The 26,477-nt window shown below is 75.0% G+C and carries 24 protein-coding genes and 1 tRNA gene; 11 read left to right on the forward strand and 14 right to left on the reverse strand.

From position 1 onward, the window contains the following. Positions 1-59: 59 nt before the first annotated feature. From C7Y72_RS04855 to C7Y72_RS04865, 3 genes are all read right to left on the reverse strand, one after another. A complete protein-coding gene (locus tag C7Y72_RS04855) occupies positions 60-833 on the reverse strand; it encodes a hypothetical protein (RefSeq protein ID WP_107567460.1) in 774 nt (257 codons plus the stop codon). Positions 834-857: 24 nt separating this feature from the next. Further along, positions 858-3,524, reverse strand: coding sequence for a choice-of-anchor D domain-containing protein (locus C7Y72_RS04860; protein WP_107567461.1), 2,667 nt, complete (start codon positions 3,522-3,524; stop codon positions 858-860). A gap of 95 nt (positions 3,525-3,619) precedes the next feature. Then, positions 3,620-5,254: an AMP-binding protein gene (locus C7Y72_RS04865; protein WP_107567462.1), complete on the reverse strand. Its 1,635-nt coding sequence runs from the start codon at positions 5,252-5,254 to the stop codon at positions 3,620-3,622. Positions 5,255-5,321: 67 nt separating this feature from the next. Here C7Y72_RS04865 and C7Y72_RS04870 point away from each other — a divergent pair, with 67 nt between their 5' ends. The 4 genes from C7Y72_RS04870 (at position 5,322) to C7Y72_RS04885 (ending at position 7,829) form a co-directional block, all read left to right on the forward strand. After that, a complete protein-coding gene (locus C7Y72_RS04870; RefSeq protein ID WP_158276648.1) occupies positions 5,322-6,014 on the forward strand; it encodes an AzlC family ABC transporter permease in 693 nt (230 codons plus the stop codon). Continuing rightward, positions 6,011-6,313, forward strand: coding sequence for an AzlD domain-containing protein (locus tag C7Y72_RS23690; RefSeq protein ID WP_199223859.1), 303 nt, complete (start codon positions 6,011-6,013; stop codon positions 6,311-6,313). Before C7Y72_RS04870 ends, C7Y72_RS23690 begins: the two co-directional genes overlap by 4 nt. Before the next feature lie 32 nt (positions 6,314-6,345). Then, positions 6,346-7,638, forward strand: a complete 1,293-nt coding sequence (locus C7Y72_RS04880) for an NAD(P)/FAD-dependent oxidoreductase (protein WP_107567465.1) — start codon at positions 6,346-6,348, stop codon at positions 7,636-7,638. A gap of 118 nt (positions 7,639-7,756) precedes the next feature. Next, positions 7,757-7,829 (forward strand) — tRNA-Ala (locus C7Y72_RS04885). A 59-nt stretch (positions 7,830-7,888) separates the two neighbouring features. On the opposite strand, the gene C7Y72_RS04890 is transcribed toward C7Y72_RS04885, so the two are convergent. Beyond that, the gene (locus C7Y72_RS04890; RefSeq protein WP_107567466.1) at positions 7,889-9,334 is read right to left on the reverse strand and encodes a cytochrome P450; all 1,446 of its coding nucleotides are present in this window, start codon (positions 9,332-9,334) and stop codon (positions 7,889-7,891) included. 25 nt (positions 9,335-9,359) lie between these two features. On the opposite strand from C7Y72_RS04890, the gene C7Y72_RS04895 reads away from it, so the two are divergent. Both C7Y72_RS04895 and C7Y72_RS04900 read left to right on the forward strand, forming a co-directional pair. Next, positions 9,360-10,013 carry a TetR/AcrR family transcriptional regulator gene (locus C7Y72_RS04895; protein ID WP_158276649.1) on the forward strand — a complete coding sequence of 218 codons (654 nt, stop codon included), beginning with the start codon at positions 9,360-9,362 and terminating at the stop codon, positions 10,011-10,013. A 41-nt stretch (positions 10,014-10,054) separates the two neighbouring features. Beyond that, positions 10,055-11,923: an LVIVD repeat-containing protein gene (locus tag C7Y72_RS04900; protein ID WP_107567467.1), complete on the forward strand. Its 1,869-nt coding sequence runs from the start codon at positions 10,055-10,057 to the stop codon at positions 11,921-11,923. A gap of 4 nt (positions 11,924-11,927) precedes the next feature. On the opposite strand, the gene C7Y72_RS04905 is transcribed toward C7Y72_RS04900, so the two are convergent. The 5 genes from C7Y72_RS04905 to C7Y72_RS04925 form a co-directional block, all read right to left on the reverse strand. Then, positions 11,928-13,316 carry a hypothetical protein gene (locus C7Y72_RS04905; protein WP_107567468.1) on the reverse strand — a complete coding sequence of 463 codons (1,389 nt, stop codon included), beginning with the start codon at positions 13,314-13,316 and terminating at the stop codon, positions 11,928-11,930. Next, on the reverse strand, positions 13,313-14,035 hold the full coding sequence (locus tag C7Y72_RS04910; RefSeq protein ID WP_107567469.1) for a hypothetical protein: 723 nt from the start codon (positions 14,033-14,035) through the stop codon (positions 13,313-13,315). The genes C7Y72_RS04905 and C7Y72_RS04910 overlap by 4 nt, the downstream gene beginning before the upstream one ends. Then, complete coding sequence (locus tag C7Y72_RS04915) at positions 14,032-14,571, reverse strand: RNA polymerase sigma factor (RefSeq protein WP_158276650.1); 540 nt, start codon at positions 14,569-14,571, stop codon at positions 14,032-14,034. The genes C7Y72_RS04910 and C7Y72_RS04915 overlap by 4 nt, the downstream gene beginning before the upstream one ends. A gap of 122 nt (positions 14,572-14,693) precedes the next feature. Beyond that, on the reverse strand, positions 14,694-15,956 hold the full coding sequence (locus tag C7Y72_RS04920) for an ammonium transporter (protein WP_233243722.1): 1,263 nt from the start codon (positions 15,954-15,956) through the stop codon (positions 14,694-14,696). Further along, positions 15,953-16,315 carry a P-II family nitrogen regulator gene (locus tag C7Y72_RS04925; protein ID WP_107567471.1) on the reverse strand — a complete coding sequence of 121 codons (363 nt, stop codon included), beginning with the start codon at positions 16,313-16,315 and terminating at the stop codon, positions 15,953-15,955. The genes C7Y72_RS04920 and C7Y72_RS04925 overlap by 4 nt, the downstream gene beginning before the upstream one ends. A gap of 151 nt (positions 16,316-16,466) precedes the next feature. Here C7Y72_RS04925 and C7Y72_RS04930 point away from each other — a divergent pair, with 151 nt between their 5' ends. Next, complete coding sequence (locus C7Y72_RS04930; RefSeq protein ID WP_107567472.1) at positions 16,467-17,312, forward strand: alpha/beta hydrolase; 846 nt, start codon at positions 16,467-16,469, stop codon at positions 17,310-17,312. On the opposite strand, the gene C7Y72_RS22710 is transcribed toward C7Y72_RS04930, so the two are convergent. Then, a complete protein-coding gene (locus C7Y72_RS22710) occupies positions 17,293-17,916 on the reverse strand; it encodes an acylphosphatase (RefSeq protein ID WP_146175259.1) in 624 nt (207 codons plus the stop codon). The two genes, C7Y72_RS04930 and C7Y72_RS22710, sit on opposite strands and share 20 nt — an antisense overlap. On the opposite strand from C7Y72_RS22710, the gene C7Y72_RS04940 reads away from it, so the two are divergent. Next, the gene (locus C7Y72_RS04940; protein ID WP_230316871.1) at positions 17,915-18,856 is read left to right on the forward strand and encodes a bile acid:sodium symporter family protein; all 942 of its coding nucleotides are present in this window, start codon (positions 17,915-17,917) and stop codon (positions 18,854-18,856) included. The genes C7Y72_RS22710 and C7Y72_RS04940 overlap by 2 nt on opposite strands. A gap of 49 nt (positions 18,857-18,905) precedes the next feature. After that, on the forward strand, positions 18,906-19,493 hold the full coding sequence (locus C7Y72_RS04945) for a VOC family protein (RefSeq protein ID WP_107567474.1): 588 nt from the start codon (positions 18,906-18,908) through the stop codon (positions 19,491-19,493). Between the two features lie 31 nt (positions 19,494-19,524). On the opposite strand, the gene C7Y72_RS22715 is transcribed toward C7Y72_RS04945, so the two are convergent. Next, entirely contained in the window at positions 19,525-20,322 is a 798-nt protein-coding gene (locus C7Y72_RS22715; protein ID WP_146175260.1) for a PepSY domain-containing protein, read from the reverse strand. A gap of 66 nt (positions 20,323-20,388) precedes the next feature. Then, the gene (locus C7Y72_RS04955; RefSeq protein WP_107567475.1) at positions 20,389-22,500 is read right to left on the reverse strand and encodes a CocE/NonD family hydrolase; all 2,112 of its coding nucleotides are present in this window, start codon (positions 22,498-22,500) and stop codon (positions 20,389-20,391) included. Between the two features lie 99 nt (positions 22,501-22,599). On the opposite strand from C7Y72_RS04955, the gene C7Y72_RS04960 reads away from it, so the two are divergent. Next, a complete protein-coding gene (locus C7Y72_RS04960) occupies positions 22,600-24,591 on the forward strand; it encodes an FAD-dependent oxidoreductase (protein WP_107567476.1) in 1,992 nt (663 codons plus the stop codon). Here C7Y72_RS04960 and C7Y72_RS04965 read toward each other — a convergent pair. Continuing rightward, complete coding sequence (locus tag C7Y72_RS04965; RefSeq protein WP_107567477.1) at positions 24,570-24,941, reverse strand: winged helix-turn-helix transcriptional regulator; 372 nt, start codon at positions 24,939-24,941, stop codon at positions 24,570-24,572. The two genes, C7Y72_RS04960 and C7Y72_RS04965, sit on opposite strands and share 22 nt — an antisense overlap. A 57-nt stretch (positions 24,942-24,998) precedes the next feature. Between C7Y72_RS04965 and C7Y72_RS04970 the strand changes: the two genes are divergently transcribed. Continuing rightward, entirely contained in the window at positions 24,999-25,856 is an 858-nt protein-coding gene (locus C7Y72_RS04970) for an SDR family oxidoreductase (RefSeq protein ID WP_107567478.1), read from the forward strand. Between the two features lie 7 nt (positions 25,857-25,863). On the opposite strand, the gene C7Y72_RS04975 is transcribed toward C7Y72_RS04970, so the two are convergent. Further along, on the reverse strand, positions 25,864-26,310 hold the full coding sequence (locus tag C7Y72_RS04975) for a hypothetical protein (protein ID WP_107567479.1): 447 nt from the start codon (positions 26,308-26,310) through the stop codon (positions 25,864-25,866). Positions 26,311-26,477 lie beyond the last annotated feature (167 nt).

Here is a 26,477-nt window from a genome sequence, read left to right on the forward strand (position 1 = left end):
GGACAGCGCCAGCGTACCCGCGCCGGGGGCGGCGTCCAGCCGCTGTCCGTCCGTCCGGGCTACGCGTCGACGTAGGCCGAGGCGTCACGGGCGACCGCGACGGTCAGCACGCGCCCCCCCGACACCACCGCGCCGCGCGCCTCCTGCGCCCGGACGGCGCGGTCGACGAGCTCGCGCGCGGCACGCGGCGCGGTGAACCCGTCGAGCCCGTCCAGCAGGCCCGGGTCGGCGGCGGAGTCCCAGTCCTCGACGAGCCCGGCGTGGCGCTCCTCGCTGGTGACGAGCTGCCGCGACCCGAGGAACGCGCCGATCGCCTCGGGCTCCTGCGGCGGGCGGCCGCAGCGCACCGCGCCCTGCCAGATCTCCCCGCGGGCGCGCGCGGGACTCCAGCCGGCGACGTACACGCGCACCGACCAGTCGCGGCCGAGCGTCTCCTCGTCCGCGTCGGGGGCGGCGGCGAACGCGGCGCGCACCAGCGACGGCGCGACGAGCGCGCAGAGCTGCTCGGTCAGCTGCTCCGGGTCGGTGGGGGGCGTCGTCAGCTCGCGCTCCCAGAAGCGGACGCGCTCCGCGTTGGTGACGATCCCGCGGCGCGTCCAGTCGGGCAGCAGCTCCGGGTCGAGGTCCGGCTCGAGCCGGTCGGCGACGACGCGGCCGTCGTCGTCGAAGCTGAAGCGGTCGTGGTCGGGCAGGTGGTCGCGGCCGCCGAACGCGACCGCGAACCGGTCGAGGACCGGCAGCACCTTCACCGTGCGGTCGCCCTGCACCGCCGAGCGGCCGTCGGCGGCCAGCCCGAGGGTCGTGGGGGTCACGGCCAGCCCGATCGCGGTCATGCGATCAGCCTAGGGCCCCGCGGGTCAGCGGCGGACCGTCACGCGCCTCGTCGCCGTCCGGCGCACACCGTCGGGCCCGACGACCTGCAGGCGCAGCGTCACGGTCGGCCGCCGGGCGCGCCGCAGCTGCCGCCGGCCCGCCGTCGTGAGCGTCAGCGTGACCCGCGCGGTCCGTCCCGCGAGCACGGCCGTGCGACCGCGGGCGAGCGTCGTGCGTCCCCGCACCGCCGTGGCCGTCCCCGTGACCGCGCACGCCCCGCGCGCACCGGCCGGGCAGCTGACGAGGAACGGCGTGCGCAGACGGCGCCCGCGAAGGCTCGCGGTCCCGGACGTCCGGATCCGCGCGGACCCGGCGGTCGTCGGCGGTGCGGCGGCCGGGCCCGGCGTCACGGTCGGCCCGGGAGCCGGCGGCGTGGTCGCGGTGATCGGAGCGTCCGGGGCCGGGTCCGCGGCCGGCGTCGGCAGCGTCTCGACGCCGCGACCGCGCAGCTCGAGCCCGAGCTCGAGCTTCCGTCCGTCGACGTCGACGGTGAGCGGGACGGACCGCCGGCCGAGCCCGCCGGGGACGAACGTGTAGTGCAGCCGGCAGCTCGTGCCCGGCGGCAGGACGGCGCCGCAGTCGTCCTCGACGGTGCGGTCGCGCGTGAACGGACCGAGCTCGTCCGGCGCGAGCTCGCCCGAGGCGTCGCGGAGCCGGACGTCGAGCTCGCTGGTCCCGGTGTTCCGCAGGACGGCGGTGAGCGCCATGCCCGGCCGCCCGTCCGGGAGCGCGTCCCCGAAGTCGAGGACCGACGGGGTCAGGGTGGCGCCGCGGCGCACCCCGATGCCCGCGAGCGTCACGGTCCGCTCCGGGGCGTCGCTCGTGAAGGCGAGCGTCGCGGCCTTGTCCCCCGGGCTCGTCGGGTCGAACGCGAACCGCACCGAGCAGCTCGCGCCGACCGCGAGCACGAGGTCGTGCGTGCAGTCCCCGTCGGCCGGGGGCTCCAGGACGAAGTCCTCGGCGTCCGGCCCGCGGAGGCTCGTCGCGTCGTAGGTGACCGGTGCGCTGCCGACGTTCTCGATCCTCAGGAAGTCCCCGTAGTCGGTCGCGCCGTCGTCGACCTGCTGCTCCCCGAAGCGGTACCGCTCCTGCTCGAAGACCGCATAGCGCAGCCGGCGCTCCGTCCCGACCGCGGAGAGCGGGACGCTCAGCGGCGGGGCGTTGCTCGCGACCCGGATCGCGGCCGACCGCGCACCCGTCTCCTGCGGGACGAACCGCACCCGCACGGTGCACGTGTCGTCCGGGGCCAGCACCAGTCCTGCGGCGCAGTCGCCGGCCTGACCGGTCAGCAGCTCGAAGCGATCCGGCGCCGCACCGGTCAGCGTCGGCGCCGAGGAGAGCTTCGCCGGGCCGGTCCCGGTGTTCCTGACCGTCGTCGACTGCGCGGCGGACGGACCGTCCGCGACCACCCGGGACCCGAGGTCCAGCGCGGCCGGCGTCGCCGTCAGCAGCCCGGATGCGGCATGGACCCGGACGGTGACCCCGTCGTCGTCCCCGCTGACGAGGTCCAGGAGTCCGTCGCCGTCCATGTCGGCGAGCGCCAGCGCGTTGGGCTGCCGGGCCGGGAACGTGTCGACCGTGCCCGACGCCCGGGCGACGCGGACGCTCCCGTCGATCAGCGCGGCGCCGTCGAGCGCGCCGTCGCCGTCGAGGTCGGCGACGTTCAGCGCGGTCCCCGGATAGGGCGTGGCGTCGAAGGTGACCCCGCGGCCGGCGGAGGAGAGCACGCCCTGGCCGTCGTTGGCGATCCGCTGGACCCCCACGCCGACCGACGGCGCGCCCGTCAGGAGGAGCAGGTCGTCGACCCCGGCGGCTCCCGGGACCGGGACCAGCGACGCGCTGTAGGCCGTGCGCGGCCGCGCGGTGTCGTACGGCACGAGCGCACCGTCCTGCACGCGCAGCCCGCCCGGCTGCGTCTGGGCGCGGCAGACGCCCCCGCCGGAGCCGCAGACGACCCGCACACCACCGAAGGCGATCTCGGGAGCGCCGGAGCCGTCGAGGTTCGCGGGCGCGATCGAGCCGATCGTGACGTCGGGAACGGTGGTGCTCGCGTACGGGGTGATCGAGCCGTCCGTCCCGCCGGCGTAGAGCCGGACCGCGGAGCCGCTCTGCGGTGCCGTGGCGATGTCGAGGCCCCCGCCCGGCACGAAGTCGGCGACGGCGAGACGCAGCGCCCACTCGGGGGTCGCGACGTCGACCCGGTCGAACCCGGCACCGGCGCTGCCGGCCCCGGTCGCGGTCCGCAGCAGGGCGTGCAGGCCGGCGCTGTCGACCCACACGACGTCGTCGCGGCCGTCACGGTCGAGGTCGCGCACGACGACGTCGACCGCCGACGGCGCCGGGACCGACAGCAGGGACGCGTAGTCGAGGTCGCCGTCGTCGCCCGCGTCCCCGAGCCCACGGGCGAGCTCCAGCCGGTCGTCGGCGACCGCCGCGACGTCGCGCACGTCGCCGGCGTCCAGGAACCCGGCCGCGACGGCCCGAACGGTCTTCCCCGCGGTCGGCGCGACCGCGGACGTCGAGCCGGCGAACGGGTACGCGACCGCGGACGGCGCCGCGACGGCGAGCGCGAGGGACGCGGCGAGTGCCGCGAGGGCGAGCGGGCGTGGTATGCGACTGGAGAGCTCCCGGGACCGGGCGGCACGCCTCATGCGTCCGCCGACCGGTCATGGTGGACGGCGGGCCCGTCCGGAACGTCGTCCAGCTGACGTATCTTCGACCGCTGTCGCGCCGGACCCGGCCCGGGTCAGGCGGTCGCGGCCGCCGCCCGCAGCCCGAGCCGCGCGACCGACTCCTCGCGCATGACGTTCTTGCGGACCTTGCCGGTGACGGTCATCGGGAACGCGTCGACGACCAGCACGTAGCGGGGGATCTTGTAGTGCGCGAGCCTGCCGGTGCAGAACGCGCGCAGGGCGTCCGCGTCGAGCGCGGGGGCGCCGTCGCGCAGCTGCAGCCAGGCGCACAGCTCCTCGCCGTAGCGGGCGTCGGGCACGCCGACGACCTGGGCGTCGAGGACGTCCGGGTGCGTGTACAGGAACTCCTCGACCTCGCGCGGGTACACGTTCTCCCCGCCCCGGATGACCATGTCCTTGGAGCGGCCGACGATGTTCAGGTAGCCCTCGTCGTCCATCGTCGCGAGGTCCCCGGTGTGCATCCAGCCGGCGTCGTCCTTGGCCTCCGCGGTCTTCTCGGGGTCGTTCCAGTAGCCGCGCATGACCGAGTAGCCGCGCGTGCAGAACTCGCCGGTCTGCCCGCGCGGGACGGTGAGGCCGGTGAGCGGGTCGACGATCTTGACCTCGACGTGCGGACCGACCCGGCCGATCGAGCCGACCCGGCGCTCCAGCGGATCGTCGCGGCGGGTCTGGGTCGAGACCGGGGACGTCTCGGTCATGCCGTAGGCGATCGAGACCTCCTCCATGTGCATCTCGTCCACGACCCGGCGCATCACCTCGGTCGGGCAGGGCGACCCGGCCATGATGCCCGTTCGCAGCGACGTCAGGTCGTGCTCGGGGAACGTCGGGTCGGCGAGCATCGCGATGAACATCGTCGGGACGCCGTAGAGCGACGTGCACCGCTCCTGCGCCACCGCGCGCAGCGTCGCGGTCGGGTCGAAGCCCGCGGCCGGGATCACGACGCAGGCGCCGTGGCTCAGCGCGGCGAGGTTGCCCATGACCATGCCGAAGCAGTGGTAGAAGGGCACCGGGACGGCGATCCGGTCCGCGTGCGTGTAGGAGCACAGCTCGCCGACGAAGAAGCCGTTGTTGAGGATGTTGTGGTGGGAGAGCGTCGCGCCCTTCGGGTTGCCGGTCGTGCCGCTCGTGTACTGGATGTTGATCGGGTCGTCGGGGTCGAGTCCGGCGAGCCGCTGCGCGAGCGCCTCCGCGTCCACCGGCGTCGCGGCCAGGGCAGCCCAGTCGTCGTCGCCGAAGAACACGACGTCCTCCACGGCGGGGGTGTCGGCGCGGACCTCGGCGACCATCGCCCGGTAGTCGCTCGTCTTGAAGTCGGGCGCGCTGAACAGCAGGCGGATCCCGGACTGGTTCAGCGCGTACGTCAGCTCGTGTGTCCGGTAGGCGGGGTTGACGTTCACGAGGATCGCGCCGACCTTCGCGGTGGCGTACTGGACGAGCATCCACTCCAGCCGGTTGGGCGCCCACACGCCGACGCGGTCGCCCGCCGCGATCCCGCGTGCGAGCAGCCCGCACGCCACCGCGTCCACCGCGGCGTCGAGCTGCGCGTAGGTGAGCCGCACGCCCTGCTCGCAGGAGACCACCGCCTCCCGGTCGGGATGCTCGGCGGCGACGCGCCTCAGCAGGCCGCCGATGGTGTCGCGCAGCAGCGGGGTCGCGGACGCGCCGTGGGCGTAGGACAGCTCGGGCATGGACCGACGCTACCGGCGCGGCTCGCACCGGTGTGCGGGGTGTCGGGGGACGCGCTTGAATGCGCGGGTGCGCCGACCCGACCCCGTCCTGCGCGCGGCGCTCGCGATCGGCCTCGCGACCGGCGCGTACGCCGTCTCCTACGGGGTGCTGGCCGTGGCGGCGGGGCTGTCGGTCGCGCAGACCTGCGCGATGTCGGCGCTCGTCTTCACCGGGGCGTCGCAGTTCGCGGTGATCGGGGTGCTCGGCGCGGGCGGCAGCGCGGCGGCCGCCCTGGCCCCGGCGCTGCTGCTCGCCGCCCGCAACGGGCTGTACGGGCTCGCGCTCGCGCCGGTGCTGCGCGGCGGCCGGCTGCGGCGGGGCGTCGAGGCGCAGCTCGTGATCGACGAGTCGACCGCGATGGCCCGGGCCCAGGCCGACCCGCACGGGGCGCACCGCGCGTTCCTGCTCACCGGCCTGAGCGTGTTCGTCTGCTGGAACGCCGGGTCGCTCGCCGGGGCGCTGGCGGGCGAGGGGATCGGCGACCCGCGCGCGCTCGGGCTCGACGCGATGTTCCCGGCCGCGTTCCTCGCGCTGCTGTGGCCGCAGCTGCGCGACCGTGCCACGCGGACGGCCGCGGGCGTCGGCGCGGCGGTCGCGGTCGCGCTCGTGCCCGTCGCGCCGGCGGGGCTGCCGATCCTCGCCGCGGTGCTCGGCGTGCTGCCGGGGCTGCGGGCGCTGCGCGCGGCCGCGCCGACCGACGACCCCGCGGACGCCCCGTGAGCTGGACCGCGCTGCTGCTGCTGGCCGCCGCGGCCTGGGCGATGAAGGCGGCCGGGCCGCTCGTCCTCGGCGGCCGCACGCTGCGACCGGACGTCGAGGCGGCCCTGGGCCTCGTGCCGGTCGCGCTGCTCGGGGCGCTGATCCTCGTGCAGACGGTCGACGGCGGCGAGCGACTGGTCCTCGACGCGCGCGTGCCCGCCCTGGGCGTGGCGGCGCTGCTGGTCTGGCGGCGGGCCCCGTTCCTCGTGGTCGTGCTGGTCGCCGCGGCGACCGCCGCGACGCTGCGCGCGATCGCGTAGGCCCGCGCCGGTCCTGGCGCGTACCCCTTGTCGTGAGCTCTTCCCCGTCCCGTCCCGTCGTCGTCGTCGGAGCCGGCCTCGCCGGTCTCGCGTGCGCCCGCGCGCTGCACGAGCGCGGCGTCCCCGTCACCGTGCTGGAGGCCGACGACGGCGTCGGCGGGCGGGTGCGCACGGACGTCGTCGAGGGCTTCCGCCTGGACCGCGGCTTCCAGGTCCTCCTGACCGGCTACCCGCAGGCCCGCGCGCAGCTCGACCTCGACGCGCTGAACCTGCGCGAGTTCCACGCCGGGGCGCTCGTGCAGCGCGGCGGCCGCCAGGTCGTCGTCGGGGATCCGCGCCGCCACCCGCTCGAGGCGCTCGGCGCGCTGCGCGGCGGCCTGGCCGCCCCCGGGGACGCGCTGGCGCTCGCGCGGCTGCTGCGCGACGCGCACCGCGCGGTCCGCGACGGCGCCGACGCTCCGGGCGCACCGGCCGACACGACGACGACCGCGCAGGCGCTGCGCGACGCGGGCCTGTCGGACGCGCTGATCGACGGCTTCCTGCGGCCGTTCCTGGCGGGCATCACGCTCGACCCGCGGCTGGACGTGAGCGCGCGGTTCCTGCGGTTCGTCCTCGGGTCGTTCCTCGCCGGGGGCACCGCGGTCCCGAACGCGGGCATGCAGGCCATCCCCGAGCAGCTCGCGAGCCGCCTGCCCGCGGGGACGGTGCGGCTGGGCGTGCGCGTGACAGACGTCGACGAGGATGGCGTGACGCTCGCCGACGGCGGCCGCGTCGACGCGGCGGCCGTGGTCGTCGCCACCGCCGGGCCGGTCGCGGCGCAGCTGCTGCCCGAGGTCCCGGACCCCGGCAGCGTCAGCACCACCGCGCTGTGGTTCGACGCCCCCGCCTCCCCGACCGCCGGCCGGCCGATCCTCGTCCTCGACGGGGACGGGCACGGGCCGGTGAACAACGTCGCCGTGCTGTCGGACGTCGCCCCGGGCTACGCGCCGGCGGGCCGCACGCTCGTCAACGCGAGCATCCCCGGCGACGCGCCCGGCGACGACGCGACGACCGAGACCGCGGTCCGCGACCAGCTGCGCGGCTGGTTCGGCGCCACGGTCGACGGCTGGCGGCTGCTGCGCACCGACCGGATCGCCCACGCCCAGCCCCGCCAGGAGCCGGGCGCCCTGGAGCCCGAGCAGCGGCCGGTGCGGCTGCGCTCCCGCCTGTGGGTGTGCGGCGACCACCGCGACACCGCGTCGATCAACGGCGCGCTCGCCGGCGGCCGGCGCGCGGGCGTCGAGGTCGCGGTCACCCTGCGCGAGGCCGCTCGCGCAGCGGCCTGAGCGGCACGCGGTCGGTGGCGGCGGGCGCCCGATCGGCGCGCCGCCGCGGATCGATCGCGGGGACGCGCCGCGAGCGGGCGTCCGGGCGGTCGATCCTGCTACCTTCCGGGACCCGTCTGGGGCTGTAGCTCAGCTGGTAGAGCGCTGCCTTCGCATGGCAGAGGCCAGGGGTTCGAGTCCCCTCAGCTCCACTCGACGCGAAACCCGCCCCCGAGGCGGGTTTCCTCGTTCCGGGGCCGGTCGACCGCCGTCAGACCGGCCGCAGCTCGACGGGCAGGCCGTCGGCGGGGAAGGGCCCGGTGCCGAAGTCGATCACCGGGTCGTAGGAGGCCGGGACCGACCAGCGGCGCGTGAGCAGCAGCCGGTGGAGGATCGCCTTGACCTCCATGCCGCCGAAGTGCATGCCGATGCACTTGTGGACGTTGCCGCCGAACGGCGCCCACGCGTACTTGTGGGAGAGGTCCTCGCGGCGGCCCTCGGCGAACCGCTCGGGGTCGAAGCGGTCCGGGTCGCTCCACCACGGCTCCATGCGCTGGCTCGGGTACAGGCCGACCGCCAGAAGCGTGCCCTGCGGCACGAAGCGCCCGTCGATCTCGGTGTCGGTCAGCGTCCGCCGCGCGACGATCCCGACCGGCCCGTTCATCCGCAGCGTCTCGCGGAAGGCGAGGTCCATCGCCGGGAGCGCGTCGAGGTCGTCGTAGCCGATCGCCTCCTTGCCGAGCGCGACGGACTCCTCGCGCAGCCGCTCCTGCCACTCCGGGTGCTGGCCGAGGTAGTGGACCATCATCGTCGTGGTGATCGTGCTCGTGTCGTGCGCGGCCATCATGAGGAAGATCATGTGGTTGACGATGTCGGCGTCGGAGAACCGCTCGCCGTCCTCGCTCTCCGCGCGGCACAGGACGCTGAAGAGGTCGTCGCCGTCGCTCGCGCGCTTCGTGGCGATCTGACCGCGGAAGTACTGCTCGAGGTAGCGGCGGCTGCGCAACCCCTTGTGCCAGCGGCCGCCGGGGACGTCGGCGCGGACGACGGCCTGCCCGGCGACGACGGTCTCGATGAACGCCTCGTTGACGCGGTCGGCCTCCGGGCCGAGCTCCCCGCCGACGAAGACCTCCGTCGCGATGTCGAGGGTCAGCTGCTTGATCGCCGGGAGCAGCGGGAACGCGCGACCGACCGGCAGGCGCTCGACCCCGCGGGCGATCGTCGGGGTCATGTTCTCCTGGTAGACGTTCAGCCGGTCGCGCTTGAACGCCTGCTGCATGATGCGCCGGTGGTGGCGGTGCTCCTCGAAGTCCATGAGCATCACGCCGCGCTCGAAGAACGGGCCGATCAGGTAGTTCCATCCCTGCTGGCTGGAGAACGCGCCGTCGCGGTTGGCGAGCACGGTCTCGATCGCGGACGGGCCGAGGACGAGCGCGACCTGCGTGCCGAAGCCGCCCAGCCAGGAGACGCTGCCGTAGCGCGCGTAGCGGTCGCGCGAGAAGGCGATCGTGTCCTGCAGGAGGTTGAACGTGTAGCCGACGCCGGGCGGTCCCGGGTCGCCCATCACGGGCTGCAGGCCGCTGCCGGCGGGCGGCTGCGCGAGCGCGCGGACGCCGCGCTCGGGCGCGCGCCGGGCGGCCGCGGCGGCGGCGCGGCGGGCGCGGACGCCGACCGGGATCGGCTGGTCGGTGAGTCGGGTCAGCAGGCGTTCCGTCATCTGGGTCGCTAAGGTACCAGATGACGTGAGCCGCGCGGAGACGATTCCCGAACCGCCCCCGACACCCCGCGTGTACGGCGGGCAGAGCGCGGACTCCCGCGCCCAGGCCCGCCGCGCGCGGCTGCTCGACGCCGCCTTCGAGCTCGTCGCCGAGCACGGCCGCCAGGGCGTCACGATCGCCGCGGTCTGCCAGGCCTCCGAGCTGAACAAGCGCTACTTCTACGAGTCGTTCACCGACCTCGACGAGCTGCTCGCCGCGGTCACCCGCCGCCTCGGCGACGACGCGATCGCCACCGCGATCGGGGCGATCGACCCCACCGACGACGGCGACGCCCGCATCCGCTCGGCCGTGCGTGCCCTCGTCGCCGACATGACCGACGACCCGCGCCGGGCGCGCGTGCTGTTCGGCGCCGTGCCCCTCGGCGACGCCGCCGCCGGGCACCGCAGCACGACCATCCACCGCATCGTCGCCGCCGCCACCGCCGAGGGCCGCGAGATCCTCGGGGACGCCGCGGAGGCCCGGATCGCCCAGGCCGCGGCGATGCTCGTCGGCGGCACCGCGCACGTGCTGCTCGACTGGCTCGACGGGCGCCTGGAGGTCGACCGCGACGCGATGACCGAGGACCTCGTCGCGTCCTGGCTGGCCATCCGCGACGCGATCTCCCGGCCCGATCGCTGAGCACCCACCCGCGACGCTCCGGATCCCGGTAGCGTCGGCGGATGGGTCGAGGAGCTCGCCGCGCATCGCTGGTCGCCGCCGTCGTCGCCGCCGTGCTCGGCGCGACCGGAACGCCGCCCGCCGTGGCCGCATCGCCCGCCGTCTGCGGGCCGCAGGACCGCACCGAGACCGGACTGCAGGGCCAGATCCCGGTGGCCGACCGCGTCAGCGGCCGGGCGGCGCGCGGCTACAACTGCAACCTCGACGAGGTCGGCGCCTTCCCCGGCACCGCGTTCGCGAACTTCGACACCTACCGCAACTGCGCGTACTACTCGGACACGATCGGCCTCTACAGCGCCGAGGGCGGCACCGTCGTGCTCGACGTCAGCGACCCGCGCAACCCCCGGCAGACCGACTACCTCACCGCGGGCCCGTTCCGCAACGCGGGCGAGTCGCTGCGCGTGCACCCCGGCCGCGGGCTGCTCGTCGCCGACCGGTACACGATCTCCGGGGTCGGACGGCTCGACGACCCCGCCTCACCGCGACAGCTCGCCGTCTACGACATCTCCGGCGACTGCCGCAAGCCGAAGCTCCTGGCCGACACCGTCATGCCCAGCGCGGTCGGCCACGAGGGCTGCTTCCAGGCGGACGGCAACGTCTACTACATGGGCTCCACGGACACGATCACCCCGATCGACCTGACCGACCCGCGCAACCCACGCCAGCTGTCGGCGCCGCGCCCGTTCGGCATCCACGGCTGCTCCACGAGCGCCGACGGCACCCGCGGGTACTTCGCCGACATCGGGCTCGGCCGACTGCTCATCGCCGACACCAGCCAGGTGCAGCAGCGCCGGCCCGACGCGGCGATCACCCCGATCGGGGAGCTGTACCTGCCCGACAACGGCGGCCAGCAGTCGACGATCCCCCTCACCTACGACGGGCGGCCCCACCTCCTGAACTGGGGGGAGTACCGGTCGCTGGGCAGCCAGTGCATCCCCGGGGAGAAGGCCGTGTCGAACTTCGGCTACCCCGTCATCGTCGACCTCTCCGACGAGACGAGGCCGCGCGAGGTCTCCCGCCTGCAGACCGAGGTGATGCTCCCCGAGAACTGCGCGAAGATCCTCGCCGACCGCGCGTTCCTGACCCTCGACGGCCTCACCGCCGGGGACGTCTTCCCGGTCATCGGCTCGCAGGTCTTCCTCTACGACTCCCACTACTGCTCGGTCGACCGCGTGATCGACCCGACGATCAGCGCGTGCGCGAGCTTCGGCTCCGGCGTGCGCGTCTACGACATCCGCGACCCCGCCAAGCCCCGCGAGATCGCGTACTACAACCCCGGCACCGTCAGCACCGGGGCCGGGGCGCTGCTCGCCAACGCCACCGTCGCGCGGCCGGTCATCCGCTCCGACCTCGGGCAGATCTGGTTCCCCGACGCCTACAAGGGCTTCCACGTCGTGCAGTTCCGCGACGGCGTCTGGCCGTTCAAGGACCAGGACCCCTGCCCGCACGAGGACGCCTACCTCGCCCAGTACGACCTCGGCTACGAGGACTGCCGCGCCCAGCGCCGCAAGCCCGTGCAGCTGCCGAGCTCCGCGCCGTGCCGGTCACGGCGCTCGTTCGACATCCGCCTGCGGCGCGGCGTCCGCGCCCGCGTCGCGCAGGTGTTCGTCAACGGGAAGCTCGTGCGCACCGTGCGCAACACGCGCACCGCGCGCATCCGGCTCACCGGACTGCCGAAGGGCCGCTACACCGTGCGCGTCGTCGTGCGCACCACCGGCGGCCGGCGGATCGTCGAGACCCGCCGCTACCGGACGTGCGTGCCCTCCGGTCGCCGGCCGACCAGCCGGGCCGTCACCGTCTCGGTCGCCGACCAGCGGCAGATCCAGCAGCTGCTGCTGCTCTGCCGGCTGGTCGCCGCGCGCGCCGACTGAGCGCTCAGGGCAGACGCGCGCTCGCCGGCCGGACGTCGCAGTGGTCGCCGCAGGCGAGCGTCGAGAACCCGTAGACCCGCCCGGAGACGATCGGCCGGCGGACGCCGCGATCGCCGTCGTAGACGCCGCGGTACCGACCCGGGCTCCCGGCGACGGGCCGCATCCGGACCTCCCGGCCCAGGAAGGTGACCTCGAACCGTCGGGCCGGACGGTCCAGCCGCGCGGTGAGAACCACCCGTCGGCCCCCGACCGGATCGCGACGCAGGCGGACAGCCCCGACGATCCGTGGGATCGGGTGACGGGCCACTGCGCGGTTCACCGCCCTCGGGTTCGGGAAGCGCTGCACGCGACCGTCCCGCAGCGTGACCTCGAGGAGCAGGTCGAAGCTCCGCACGGACGGCGGGAACACGGCCAGGAACGTTCGCCCGGCCGCCCCGACCGGCAGCACCCGCCGTCCCGCGGCCGTGACCACGGCGACCTCTCGCACCCGGCTCGCGATCGCTCCGACGAGCACCGTCCGGCGCGGGGTGGACGGCCCGGGACCGAACGTGCCGGGCCGTGACCGCGGCTCGACCGCGATCGTGCGGGCGAACACCGCACCGCGCGCAAGGTCCCCGCACACCGGGCGCAGGCTGGCGGGGTTCCGCCGGGGATCGCGGCCCGCGTCCTGGTTGACCTGGACGCAGGTGCGGCGTGGCGTCGGTCGCGGACCGCCCTGCGCCCACCAGATCGGCAGGCCCCCGGGGTCCGGCGCCAGCGCCACGCCGTCCGGGCGAAGCGTCGGCGGGAGACTCGTGCGGTAGTAGCGGGTCGAGCCGTCGGCCAGCCTCGCCGTGAGGACGGCGCTGCCGCGCGCCGCCTCCCCGTACAGGACGAGGAACGCCCCGGTCCGCGAGCGCGGGACCACGAACGTTCCGCCGGGCCCGGCCACGGTCAGGCGCCGGACCTGGGGCCGGACCGTCCCGCCGATCGCGACACCCGCCACCGCCCCGGAGCCGACCGAGACCGACCAGGGCCCGTCGCCGCGAGTACCCAGGGGCCGGCATGGGCCGCCCTCGGCCGTCGGGTAGCGGGGCAGGCGCGCCTCGGGACCCTGCGCGTGGCAGGCGTACCGCACCAGCGCCCCGCGGCGGACCTTCGACCAGGGGAACTGCAGGACACCGACCGTCGGGCCGCCGTCGGGGTCCGTCGCCCGCAGCTCGATCGTCCCGGTCGGGGGCGCTCCGGCCACCGGGGGTCGCTCGACGGGGCGGCCGATCGACACGACCCCCGGGACGTCGTCACCGGCGCGCGGCGGGGCCGGATCCGGCGGTCCGCCCGACGCGACCACGACCCCGGCCACCGACGCCGCGAGGACGAGCACGAGCAGCAGGACGGCGCGTAGACGGGTCACGGTGAGACTTCCTGATCGATCGCGGGGGTTCGGCGCGCAGGAGCGGACGGCGCGGGCGGCGCGGGCCGCCCGGCGAGCGCCACGGTCGCCCCGCGCCGGTCCAGCGCCCGGACGCCCCGCACGCCGACGAGGTCGCGGTCGCCGAGGAGCACCACGAACGCCCGCAGGTCGTCCGGGAGGTCACGGGCACGCAGCAGGTCGGCCTCGGGGGCCGGGGGCGTGGTGGCGATGACGCGCACCGTCGGGGTCACGGAGCGCGTGACCGTCACCTCGACCCGGGAGACCGGACCGCGGACCGTGCCGCCCACGAGCCCCTGCGCGGCGGCCGCGTCGAGGCTCGTCGTGAGCGGCCCGAGCCGCTCGACCGGCGCGCAGCGGCCCGCGCCCGTGTCGCGACGGACCGTGAACACGCAGACGCCGACGGCGGAGCGTCCCGAGAGCGCCGCCCGGTAGGCCTCCACGCTCCAGGCGCCGCGGCCGTCGACTCCCGCCGCGAGCGTGGCACGCCCTCCGTCCGCAACCTGGACCGGCAGCGGCGTCTCGCCGCCGGCCAGCCCGGCCCACTCGGTCGCCGTCCCGGCCGCCGGGACCGCGACGGCCAGCGCCGCCGCCGCGACACTCCCGACGAGACGACGGCGCCGACGGCCCGCGCGACGCTCCGCCCGAACCGCGTCGCCGAGCTGCTCGCCGAGTCGGTCGAGGGCCCCGATGCCGCTCACGGCCGTCCTTCCGCCGCCACGAGCGCCCCGTCGAGTGCCCGCAGCGCCCGCGAGACCCGGGCGCGCGCGGTCTGCTCGGTCACCCCGAGCACCGCGGCGATCTCGGCGTAGTCGCGCTCCTCGACGACGCGCAGCCGCAGGACCTGCTGCTGCGCGTCGCTGAGCGCCAGGAGCGCCGCGCGGACCGCCGCGCGCTCGGGGGCGGAGTGGACGAGCTCCTCGACGCGCGCGTAGGACTCGTCGTCCATCGCGGGCCGCTGGACGCCGAGCCGTCGGGTCGCCCGGCGCTGCACGGCAGCATGCCGGTACCAGTGCAAGAGCTGACGGCGCGCGATCCCGTGCAGGTACGCGGCCTCCTCCTCGCGCGTGCGTCCACGGAACCTCCGCCGGCCGGTGAACGCGGCGGCGAAGGTCTCCGCGACGAGGTCCATCGACGCCTCCGGGTCCATCGTCCGGCGGGCGAAGAACCGCAGCAGCGGCTCGGCGTGCGCCGTCCAGAGCTCCCGGAAGGTCGATGGTCCCAGACGGGGTTCCACACCCCTACAGTGCCGCCGGCCCACACCGTGTGACAACCGATGCGGGCCCGCGGCACGGGCCGTGTACGGATTATCCGGACAGTCGTGTCCGGATAATCCGTACATCGCGGCCGGAGACGGCCTCAGCGGATCGACGCGAACTCCGTCGAGACGAGCAGCGCGCCCTCGCTGGCCGGGTAGGCCTCCTCGCCGTGGGCGACGAGGTCCAGGCCGGTGCCCTCCTCGTCCTCCGCCACGCGCAGCGGCATGAGCGCCCCGATCGCCTTCAGCAGGCCGTAGGTCACGACGAACGCGTAGACGATCGCGGCGACGACGGCGATCAGCTGGTCCCAGAGCTGGCCGGCGTTGCCGTAGATCAGGCCGTCGGACACGCCGTTCCAGCCCGTCTCCGCGACGAGGCCGATGAAGATCATGCCGACGACGCCCGCGGTGCCGTGCGCGGCGAGGACGTCGAGCGTCTCGTCCAGCTTCGTCTTCGGACGCCAGAGGATCACCGCGTAGGACGGGAACGTCGCGACGACGCCGAGGACGAGCGCCCAGCCCGGGGAGATGAACCCGCCCGCCGGGGTGATCGCGACGCAGCCGACGACGATCGCGGTGGCCGCGCCGACCGCGGTCGCCTGCTTGTTGCGGATGACGTCGAGGATGATCCAGGTGACGAGCGTCGCCGCCGGCGTCAGCAGCGTGTTGACGAACGCGAGCACGCCCGCGTTGCCGGTCGAGAAGCCGGAGCCGCCGTTGAAGCCGAACCAGCCGAACCACAGCAGGCCGGCGCCGACGAGGACGAACATGCCGTTGTGCGGCAGGATCGCCTGGCGGCCGTAGTCCTTGCGCGCCCCGACGACCATCGCCGCGGCCACGGCGGAGAAGCCGGACGCGATCTCGACCGGGACACCGCCCGCGAAGTCGAGCGTGCCGCCCTCGATGAGCCAGCCGCCGCCGAACGCCCAGTGCGCGAGCACCGCGTAGACGAGCACCGACCACAGCGCCGCGAAGATCAGGAACGGCACGAACCGCATGCGCTCGACGACCGCGCCCGCGACGAGCGCCGTCGTGATGATGCAGAACGTCGCCTGGAAGGCGAAGAAGACGATGTGCGGGATCGTCATGCCCTCGCGCGGGACGAAGTCGACGCCCTGCAGGAACGCGTGGCCGAAGCCGCCGATCAGGTCGCCGTCCCCGTCGAACGCGAAGGAGTAGCCGATGACCGACCAGGTCAGCGTCGCGATGCCCATCGCGGCGACGCACATCATGAACGTGTTGAGCGTGTTCTTCGCGCGGACGAGACCGGCGTAGAAGAGGCCGAGCGCGGGCGTCATCAGGAGGACGAGCGCGGTGGCGACGAGCATCCAGGCGGTGTCGCCCGTGTTGACGGCGGCGATCACGGGGTCACGTCCTTCGTCGGGGTGATGGCCTGGTTGTCGGCCTCGCCGGAGCGGATGCGCACGACGCGCTCCAGCGGCAGCACGAAGATCTTCCCGTCGCCGACCGCGCCGGTCTGCGCGCCCGCCGTGATCGCCTCGATGGCGGGGTCCACGAACTCGTCGGAGACCGCGATCTCGAAGCGGACCTTCTCGGCCATGCTCACGGACACCGTGGTGCCGCGATAGGTCTCGACCCGCTCGAGCTCCCCGCCGTGCCCCTGCACGCGGGTGATCGAGAAGCCGCGGATGTCGGCGGCGTAGAGCGCGCCCAGGACGTCGTTCGTCTTCTCGGGACGGACGATCCCGATCACGAGTTTCATGCGGTTCTCCTGCTTGGTTGACCCAACCCGGGACCCGAAGGCCCCTGCGACCGCCAAGCCTGGCGGGCAGGCGCCGCCGGGTCGTTGTCCACCCGTATGAACCGCGGCGCGCGCGGTTGTCCACGTGGCGAGTTGGTCCGTATCCCCCTCGATGAGGATCAGCGACCGGATCAGCGCCACGCTCATGCACGCGTCCGCGCGGTACACCGTGCGGTACGGGAAGGACCTGCGATTCGCCGGGCAGGACCTGCCCGCCCCCGCCCGCCGCAAGCTCCCCACCCGGCACGGGCGCGTGACCGTGTACGAGTACGGCGGGACCGACGGTCCCGCGCACGTCCACTTCCACGGCGGCGCGTGGCTCATGCGCTACCCGCAGATGGACGACTGGTGGTGCCGGTACGTCGCGGCGACCGCCGGCGTGCGGGTCGTGAACGTCGACTTCCGCACCGGCCCGTACGTCCAGTACCCGGTCGCGCAGGAGCAGTGCCACGACGTCGCCGCGGCGATCGCGCAGGAGGCGCCGGTCACGGTCGGCGGGTTCTCCAGCGGCGGCGGCAACGCCGCGTCGGTGTGCCTCCAGGCCCGCGACCGCGGCACGTTCACCGCGCGCCTGCAGGTGCTCGGCGTGCCCGCCCTGGACCTCGCGTCCGAGCTGCCGACCGGCGCCGGGATGATCTCGCCGTCGCTGCGCGGGCTCGTGCGCCGCGTGTACTTCCCCGACCCGGCGTCCCGCGCGGAGCCCTACGCCTCCCCGGTCCTCGCAGACGACCTGTCGGACCTGCCGCCCGCGATCGTGCTGACCGCGGAGCGCGACACCCTGCGCCGCGACGGCGACACCTACGCGCGGCGGCTGCGGGAGGCGGGCGTCGAGGTCGTGCACGACGTCACGCCCGGCGCCGACCACTACTTCCTCACCGAGGACCCGGTGCGGGCGCGCACCACCATGGCGATGGTGGCCGGGCGGGTACGGGACGCGCTCAGCGCTCCCGGCGCTTGACCAGGAGCCAGCGATCGTCGGCGGTGCGCTGCAGCGCGAAGCCGCCGGTCAGCCGCTCCCCGTGCAGGACGAAGACCGCGTGGCCGCGCTCCAGCGCCGCCGGCCACGGGACGCGTCCGCCCTGCTCGTACGGTCCCGCGTCCCACGTCGGGCCCGTGGCGGCCGGGGCGTCGGGGGCGAGGGGGAGCGCGAGCCGCTTCTCCGACGGCTCGGTGGACGGCGGCTTGCGCAGCGCCCAGCGCCGCCGGCCACCGTCGACCTCCAGCGCCAGCTCGTAGCCGCCGTCGTCGGTCTCGCGCACGGCGAACGTGCCGGCCGGCACGCCGCGGATCGCGAACTGCTCGTGCCCTTCCACCGGCACGTACTCGAGGTCCAGGCCGCGGACCTCGGCCCGCGGCGGACCCTCGTTGAGGAACGAGATGAAGCGGTCCACCGCGCCGTCGGGGCCCTCGGCGTGCACGTGCACGGTCTCGGCGTCCTCCCCGTTGCGGACCCAGCCCAGGACCCCGAGCTCGCGGGCCCGGGCGACCGTGGTGTCGCGGAAGAACACGCCCTGGACGTGCCCGACGACGGTCGCGCGGATGGCGGTCAGCTCCTCGTCCATGGGCGCGATCGTCGCACGCCACTCCGGGATCTGGCACGCTCCCGCCCGTGGGGGAGCGAGGAGCGCCGTGACCGAGATCGTCCTGCCGATCGCCCTGGCGATCATCATGGCCACGCTCGGGCTGACCCTGACGCCCGACGACTTCCGTCGGATCTTCCGCGCGCCGCGCGGCGTCGTGATCGGCCTGGGCAACCTGCTGCTGCTCTCGCCGCTGTGGGGGTTCCTCGTCGCCGAGCTCACCGGCCTGGACCCGGTGATGGCCGTCGGCCTCGTCCTGCTGGCCGCGTCCCCCGGCGGCGCGATGGCGAACCTCCTCACCCACCTCGCGCGCGGGGAGACCGCGCTCAGCGTCACGATGACCGCCGTGTCGTCGGTCTGCGCGGTCCTGACCGTGCCGCTGTTCCTCACGCTCGCGATCGACCACTTCGACGCCCCGCTCGGGGACGACGTGTCGATGCTCGGCACGGTCGTGCGCGTGTTCAGCATCACGCTGATCCCGCTGGCGATCGGCATGACCTACCGGGCGCGCCGACCCGAGAAGGCGCTCGCGCTCGAGCCGCGGATCAAGCCGATCAGCCTCGCGGTGTTCGCGCTGGTCGTGCTCGGCGCGGTGATCAGCGAGTTCGACAAGGTCACCGACTCGTTCGCGGAGGTCGCGCCCGCCGCGCTGCTGCTGAACCTCGTCGCGATGTCCGCGAGCTTCGCGATCGCGCTCGCGGCGCGGCTGCCGGAGCGGTCCGCCACCGCGATCGCGATGGAGCTCGGCGTCCACAACTCGACGCTCACGATCACCGTCGCCACCTCGATCGACAGCGAGCTCGCGATCCCCGGCGCGGTCTACTCGGTGTTCATGTTCCTCACCGCCGGGCTGTTCGCCCGCGTGATGGGACGCCGCAACGCGGCGGCGGGCGCCGAAGCAGCCGCGGCCGCCCCCGCCTGACGCGCCTATCCGCACCCGCCGGCCATTGTGGGCTGCGAGGCTACGGACTATGCGCAAGCTCCAAGCCCAGGGCGTCCACCACATCACCCTCGTCGGCGCCGACCGGCAGACCTCGATCGACTTCTGGGAGGGGGTGCTCGGCATGCCGTTCGTGTTCGAGCAGCCGAACCTCGACAACCCCGGGGAGAGCCACCTGTACTTCGACCCGGGCGACGGGCGCCTCATCACGATCTTCACCAACGAGGACCGCACCCCGGAGCCGTCCCGCACGCCCACCGACCCGGGCTGCGTGCACCACCTCGCGATCAACCTGTCGCAGGCGACGTTCCGGCAGGCCGTCGAGCGGCTCGACGAGCGCGGCATCACGCACTCCGGCGTGAAGGACCGCGGGTTCATGGACTCGATCTACTTCACCGACCCGCTCGGCTTCCTCATCGAGCTGGCCTCCTACCGGTTCGAGCCGCCGGTCGGCGTGACGCACACGCAGGTGCTGCTGCTCGCCCACCAGATCCGCGTCGAGCGCGGCGACTACAACATCGCGCCGATCCACCTCGCCGACGCGATCGAGCAGCTCGTGCTGCGCACGCAGGAGTCGCTGTCGGACGACCGCACGCCCAAGCGGGCCTACCGCGGCTGAGCCGCGGTAGGCACCGGAGCGGCGCGCCGGGCTACGGGCGCTGCGGGCGGGCGGCCTCGAGGGCGGCCTGGACCTTCGCGGCGTCGAGCCCGAGCTCCTTGGCGAGCGCGGCGGCGAGCTCGCGATCACGGCTCTCGTGCTCCGCGCGGTGCGCTTTCTCGGCCGCCTCCACGGCCGCGGTCGCCTTCGCGGTCGACACGTCGAACGCCTTCGCGAGCGCCGCGACCAGGGCGGACCGGTCGGGCTTGGCGCCCGGGGTCGGGCGTGCCGTGCCGCGCTCCGGCCGGTTGGCGTCGAGCACGTCCTGTACCTGCGCCTGCGTGACGCCGAGGGCCTTGGCGATCGCCGCCGCGCGGTCCGCACCGCGCGCCGACCGCTCGCCCTTGGCGGGCCGGACGGCGTCGAGGGCGGCGCGGAGCTTGGTCTCGGTCACGCCGAGCGTCTTCGCGAGCGCCGCCGTGTCCATCCGCGGGCCGTGGCCGCGACCGCCCGGACCGCGCGCGGCGCGGGTCTCGACGGCCGTGACGGTGAAGTCGCGGTCGACCTTCACCTCGACCTCGGTGCCGTCGGCCTTGCGGACGTGCGCCTCGTAGACGCCGCCCTCGTCGGTCTCGACCCGCAGGACGGTGCCGCCCGGGACCTTCTCGAGCGCGGCGGCCCGGACCTTCTCGGCGGTCTCGCCGGTCAGCGCCGTCTCGTTCGGGGCGCGACGCTCGGTCGCGGTGCCGGACGGGCCGGTCGTGGAGGCGGCGGTGGCGTACGCGCCGCCGCCGAGGGACAGGAGGACGGCCGACGCGATCGCGGCCGTGCGCTTGGTGGAGGGGATCATGGTCGTCAGGATCGGCGCCCGGGCTGAGCGCCGGCCGGGACGACCCTGGGAATCCCCCCAGAGCCGTCAGCGCACGCGCACCGCCCGGGTGCGCGCCGTCAGGGCCAGCGTGCCGCGCCGCGCCCCGACGCGCGCCGCGTAGCGTCCGGCGCGACGCACGCGGAACGTCACCCGGTAGGCGCCGACCCGCGCCGTGACCCGCCGCGTGGCGACGACGCGTCCGCCGCGCCGTAGCGCGACGGTGACGCGCGCGCCCCGCGGCGCGTTGCCGAGCACCGTGATGCGCCGTACGCGGCCGCCCCGCCGTCGGGCGGTCGCGCTGATCCGGGCCGTCAGCCGCGCCGTCGGCCCGCCCACCGGGACGTTCGCCGGCGGGGCGACCGCCGGGACCGGCAGCGCGGTCTGCGCGGCGGGCAGCGTGAAGCCCGGCGCGGTCGCGGCGTCGATCGTCTCCTGCGGCACGGTGATCGGGGCGTCCTCCAGCCACGTGTCCAGGCGCTTCGGCCGCTTGAGCGCGACGGCCTCGGTGCGGCGGTGGCGCAGGAACGGCAGGTCGACGGTGCCGCGCACCAGCGTCACGGTCTGCTGCGTGCCGACCGGCGTCCACCACTCGGCGTCCGCCGAGCCGACGCGGACCCCGACCCGGTGCCCGGCGGGCAGCTTCCAGTCCTGGCCGTAGAGGTCCAGCTCGACGCGCCCGTCGGCCGGGACCAGCGACGCCTCGCGGCTGAGCAGCAGCGCGCGGCGGTCCGGGCCGATGTCGTACACGTCGACCGACAGCGACGCGCCCGGGCGGGCGGCGGCGAGCTGCAGGGAGGCGTGCGTGACGCCCGCATAGTGCGCGTCGTGCGGCAGCGGCGGGCTGATCGTCCACGCTCCCAGGCCGTCCGTGCCCACCGGCAGCAGCGACGCCTCGCCGGTCCCCCGGTTGAGGCCCGTGTCCTCGTAGCGGCCGCCGGGGGTCAGGGTGGTCCGCAGCGGCTGCACGTCGGCGGGCGGCCACGACCGCTCCGTCCGCCAGCTGCCGTCGGAGGTCTGCACGCGGATCGGCGGGTCGCGGTCCACCGGCGCGTCGGCCAGCGGGACGCCGCGGACGTGGTGGTCGAAGAACCGCATCACCTCGGCGTGGAAGCCCGCGAGGTCCCGCCGGTCGCCGCTCTCCTCCTCACCGCCGCGGATGTGGTCGAACTGCCCGTACCAGGCACGGTGCCCGCGGCCGCCCAGCGCGTTGAAGAACCGCCAGGCGTTGGCCACCGGCTTGGTGTTGTCCTCCAGGAACCCCTGCGTGAGGAACAGCGGGACGCGCCCGCGCCCGACGGCCTGCCGCACGAGGTCGCGGGCCTGCCAGAACGGCGTGCTCTTGTCGCTGTTGCCCGCCTGCTCGAGGTAGCCGCGGACCGGGCAGCCCGGTCGCTCGAGGTCGTTCAGCGCGTTGAGCTGGTACTGCGGGGAGTCGCTCGTGACGATGCCCGGGGTCGCGGCGATGTCGTAGTAGAGCAGCGGCGTGCCGAGCGAGTTGAGGAACCGCACGCCGTTGGCGTAGAGGTACTCGTACTGGTCGTAGACCGGCTCCATCGAGACGACCGCCTTCAGGCCGGGCGGCTCCTTCACCGCGCCGACCAGGCCGGTCACGCCCAGGTAGGACTTGCCGTAGATGCCGACCGACCCGGTCGACCACGGGGCGTCGGCCGCCCAGCGGACCGCCTCGACGACGTCCGTCTGCTCCCCCGGGCCGGCGAAGTCCAGGCAGCCGGTCGAGCCGCCGGTCCCGCGCGTGTCGACGAACGCGAAGGTGTAGCCGCGCTGCATCAGCTGCCCGTGGACGAAGAGGTCCGTCCAGACGTCCGACGGTCCCGCCTGCTTGCCGACCGGGAGCGCCGGGTCGCCGTCGAGCGCGCCCGTGAGCCCGAAGCCGCCCGCGTGCGCGAAGTACGGGCCGATCGTGAGGATCACCGGCGTGCGCGCGTCCCGCGGCAGGCCCTTGGGGCGCAGGACGTCCGCGTGCAGGACGGTCCCGTCCGCCTCGGTGATGTACTCCTCGGTCCACTCGGCACCCACCCGCGGGTCCTCGTACCAGCGGGGACCGGACGGCAGGTCGGGGTTCGCGGCGACGGCCGCGGACGGCAGCAGCAGCAGCACGGCGAGCAGCAGCGTCAGCAGGAGGGGGCGTGCGCGCATGTCAGCGCGAACGACGGCGAGGCCCGAACCATGCGGTTGCCCCGGCCGGACCGGCGGGGTTAGGGTCGGCCGGTCCGAGGTCCGAGAGGAGAGGTCCCGATGTCCGCAGCGCCCGTCGCCGTGCTGACCGACGCGCAGCGCGCCACGCTCGCACTGGTGTGCGACACCTACGCGCCCGCGGTGCCGAGCGCGAGCGCCGACCCGGTGGAGCGCGCGTTCCTCGAGCGTCCCGCGACCGCGGTCGGCGTCGTCGAGCAGGTCGAGGGCCTGATGGGCCAGGTCATGACCCCGGAGGAGATCGCCGGGTTCGCCGGCCTGCTGGAGGCGCTGGCGGATGCCGGGTTCGACGCGGCCGACCTCGCCGGGCGGACCGCGATCCTGCACGGCGTCGCCGCCGACCCGGCGGCACGGCTCGGGCTCGACGCGCTGCGCGGCCTGACGATGCTGTTCTTCTACGGGCTGCCGGGCGCCGACGGGCGCAACGTCAACTGGGACGCGATCGGCTTCCCGGGCCCGCCGAGCGCCCCGCCGGCGACGCCCAAGACGCTCGCGGTGCACGAGGTCTCCGGGGAGCACGCCGTGCTCGCCTGCGACGTCGTGGTCGTCGGCTCGGGCGCCGGCGGCGGCGTCGTCGCGGCGCGCTGCGCCGCGGCGGGCAAGGAGGTCCTCGTGCTCGAGGCGGGCCAGTACCGCAACGAGGCCGACTTCTCCAACCTCGAGGTGCCCGGGTACTTCGAGCTCTACTACGGCGGCGGGCTCGCCTCGTCGGAGTCCGGGTCGCTCGCGATCCTCGCGGGCGCCACGCTCGGCGGCGGCACCGTGGTGAACTACATGAACTGCGTGCGGCCGCCCGCCGCGGTCCTGGCGGAGTGGGCGGGCCACGGGCTCGACGGTCTCGACGACGACGCGTTCGTGCGCGACCACGTCGACGTCGTGCTCGAGCGCATCGGGGCGAACACCGAGGCCACGACGCAGAACGGCACGCACCGGCGGATGCTCGCCGCCTGCGACGCGCTGGGCTACGAGCACCGGCCGCTGTGGCGCAACGCCGCCCCCGACGACGACCCCGAGCGATGCGGCTTCTGCCTGCTCGGCTGCCAGCGCGGCTGCAAGCGCTCGTCGATGACGACGTGGCTGCAGGACGCCTCCGACGACGGCGCTCGGGCGATCACCGGCTGCCACGTCGACCGCGTGACGGTGGACGCGACGGGCGCCGCCACCGGGGTCGTCGCGACCGTCACCGCGCCGGACGGCACGACCACGGCGCTGACCGTGCGCGCGTCGACCGTCGTCGTCGCCGCGGGCTCGATCGAGTCACCCGCGCTGCTGCTGCGCTCCGGGATCGGCGGGCCGGCGGTCGGCCGGAACCTGCGCGTGCACCCGGCGTTCGTCGTCTACGGGATCTACGACGAGCCGGTCGAGGGCTGGCGCGGGCAGGTGCAGTCCGCGCTCTCGGACCACTTCTTCGACGTGCAGGACGGCCACGGCTTCCTGCTCGAGGCGGCCGGGCAGATGCCCGCCTTCGCGGCCGTCGCCTACCCGTGGGACAGCGGGGAGCAGCACAAGCGCCTCATGCGGCTGATGCCGAACACCGCGCCGTTCATCACCGTCGCGCGCGACCACGGATCGGGCCGGGTCGTGCTCGACGACCGCGGCCGGGCGGTGGTGCGCTGGGACCTCGACGATCCGGTCGACCGCGAGCTGGCGGTCCGCGCGCACGTCGAGCTCGCGCGCATGCACGTCGCCGCGGGGGCGGCGGAGCTCGTGACGACGCACGCGCGCGAGCTGCGCTGGCGCCAGGGCGACGACCTCGACGCGTTCCTGGACCGGCTGCGCGAGGCGTCCTACGACGCCGGGCAGGTGACGTGCTTCAGCGCCCACCAGATGGGGTCGTGCCGGATGGGCGGCGACCCGGAGACCTCGGTGGCCGACGGGCGCGGCGAGCTGCACGACGCGCCGGGGGTGTGGATCGGGGACGCGAGCGCGTTCCCGACCGCGCCGGGGGTCAACCCGATGGTCACGATCATGGCGCTCGCCGACCGCACGGCGGCGGCGATCCTCGCGGGCGATCAGTCCCTGGTCGCGTCGTAGGCGGCCTGCGCGGCGAGGACCTCGCCCATCGAGCCCTCGACGAGCTCGATCAGGGCGACGAGCTGCTCGGCGAGGCGCGCGCCGAGCGGCGTCAGGCGGTACTCGACCTTGGGCGGGATCGTGCCCTGCACGTCGCGGACGACGAAGCCGTCGCGTTCGAGCGCCTGCAGGGTCTGGGCGAGCATCTTCTCGCTGACCCCGTCGACGCGGCGGCGCAGGGCGTTGAAGCGGGCGGGACCCTCGTGGAGCGCCCCGAGGGCGAGCGCGCCCCAGCGGCCGGTGACGTCCTGCAGGACGAGCCGCGAGGTGCACGCACGGGCGAAGACGTCGCTCTCGAGGGCCGGATCCACCGACCGATCGTAGCGGATCGATAGTGCTTACTTTTCGATAGTGCTAGCTTTTTCGCCATGCCCTCCATCGCCATCACCGGCAGCACCGGACAGCTCGGCCGCGCCACCGTCACCCACCTCCTCGACCGCGGCGTCCCCGCCGCCGACCTCGTCGCGCTCGCCCGCACTCCCGCCGCCGCCGACGACCTCGCCGCCCGCGGCGTCACCGTCCGCGCGTTCGACTACGACCAGCCCGAGACGCTCGCCCCGGCGCTCGACGGCGTCGACCGCCTCCTCCTCGTCTCCGGCAGCGAGCCCGGCCGGCGCATCCCCCAGCACACCGCGGTCATCGAGGCCGCCCGGACCGCGGGCGTCGGACTGCTCGCCTACACGAGCATCCTCAACGCCGAGACCACCCGCATGCAGCTCGCCGCCGAGCACCAGGAGACCGAGCGGCTCATCGCCGACAGCGGGCTGCCCGCCGTGCTGCTGCGCAACGGCTGGTACACCGAGAACTACACGCGCACGCTCGACCAGACGATCGAGCATGGCGCGCTCGTCGGCGCCGCCGCCAGCGGCCGCGTCGGGCTCGCCGCTCGCGACGACTACGCGCTCGCCGCCGCCGTCGTCCTCGCCGGCGAAGGCCACGCGGGTCGTGCCTACGAGCTGTCCGGCCCGGCGATCACGCTCGCCGAGCTCGCCGCGACCATCTCGACCGTCGCCGGCCGCGAGATCCCCTACCGCCCGCTCGCCCCGGCCGACTACGAGCAGCTGCTCGTCGGCGCGGGCCTGCCGGCGCCGGTCGCCGCGATCTTCGCCGACGTCGACGTGCAGATCGACGCCGGCGCCCTCGAGCACGACGGCGACGACCTCGAGCGGCTCATCGGCCGGCCCGTCACGCCGGTCGCGGACACCGTCCGCGCCGCGCTCGCGTAGGCGCCGCTCAGCAGCGCGGCGTGGTCGACGCCTCGTTGGCGTCGAAGAACGCGCGGAGGGCCTCGGCGTGGAGGTCCTCCAGCGCGGGCAGCAGCGCGCCCGCGATCGGGTGGGCGGCCATGTCGCCCTCGCGCTCGAGGTGGCGGCCCATGCCGAACTCGGCGACGGCGTCCTTCAGCACGCCGACGCGCGCGATCGTCGTCTCGATCCGCGCGGTCGCCTCCGCGTAGCTCATGTCGGCGAACTCGTCGACCAGCGACGTCAGCTCCCGCAGCGCGAGTGCCTCGTCGGTCGACATCGACGCGTTCGCGAACCGCGCCTCGCGGATCGTGCGCAGCGCGTGCAGGGTCGCACCGATCTGATCGGTCGTGAGGTCGAACACGACGGTGACGGCGGGCAGACCCTCGTGGTCCAGCCGGACGTCGATCAGATGTGGGAGCTCCACGAAGTGCATGTGCCTGTGTATCGGACGCAACGGTCGGAAACCGGAGCGGTCGTTGCGTATCCGTGCCCGGAACGGTGACAGATCATCCGTGCGGGACGGGCGCCGCACCGCCCGCGCGGCGACCGCGCCCCGGCACGACCACCGGGTTCGAACCGCCAGGAGCCCGCATTCTGGGC

Origin of the sequence: Paraconexibacter algicola (assembly GCF_003044185.1) — a bacterium.
Taxonomy (GTDB): Bacteria; Actinomycetota; Thermoleophilia; order Solirubrobacterales; family Solirubrobacteraceae; genus Paraconexibacter; species Paraconexibacter algicola.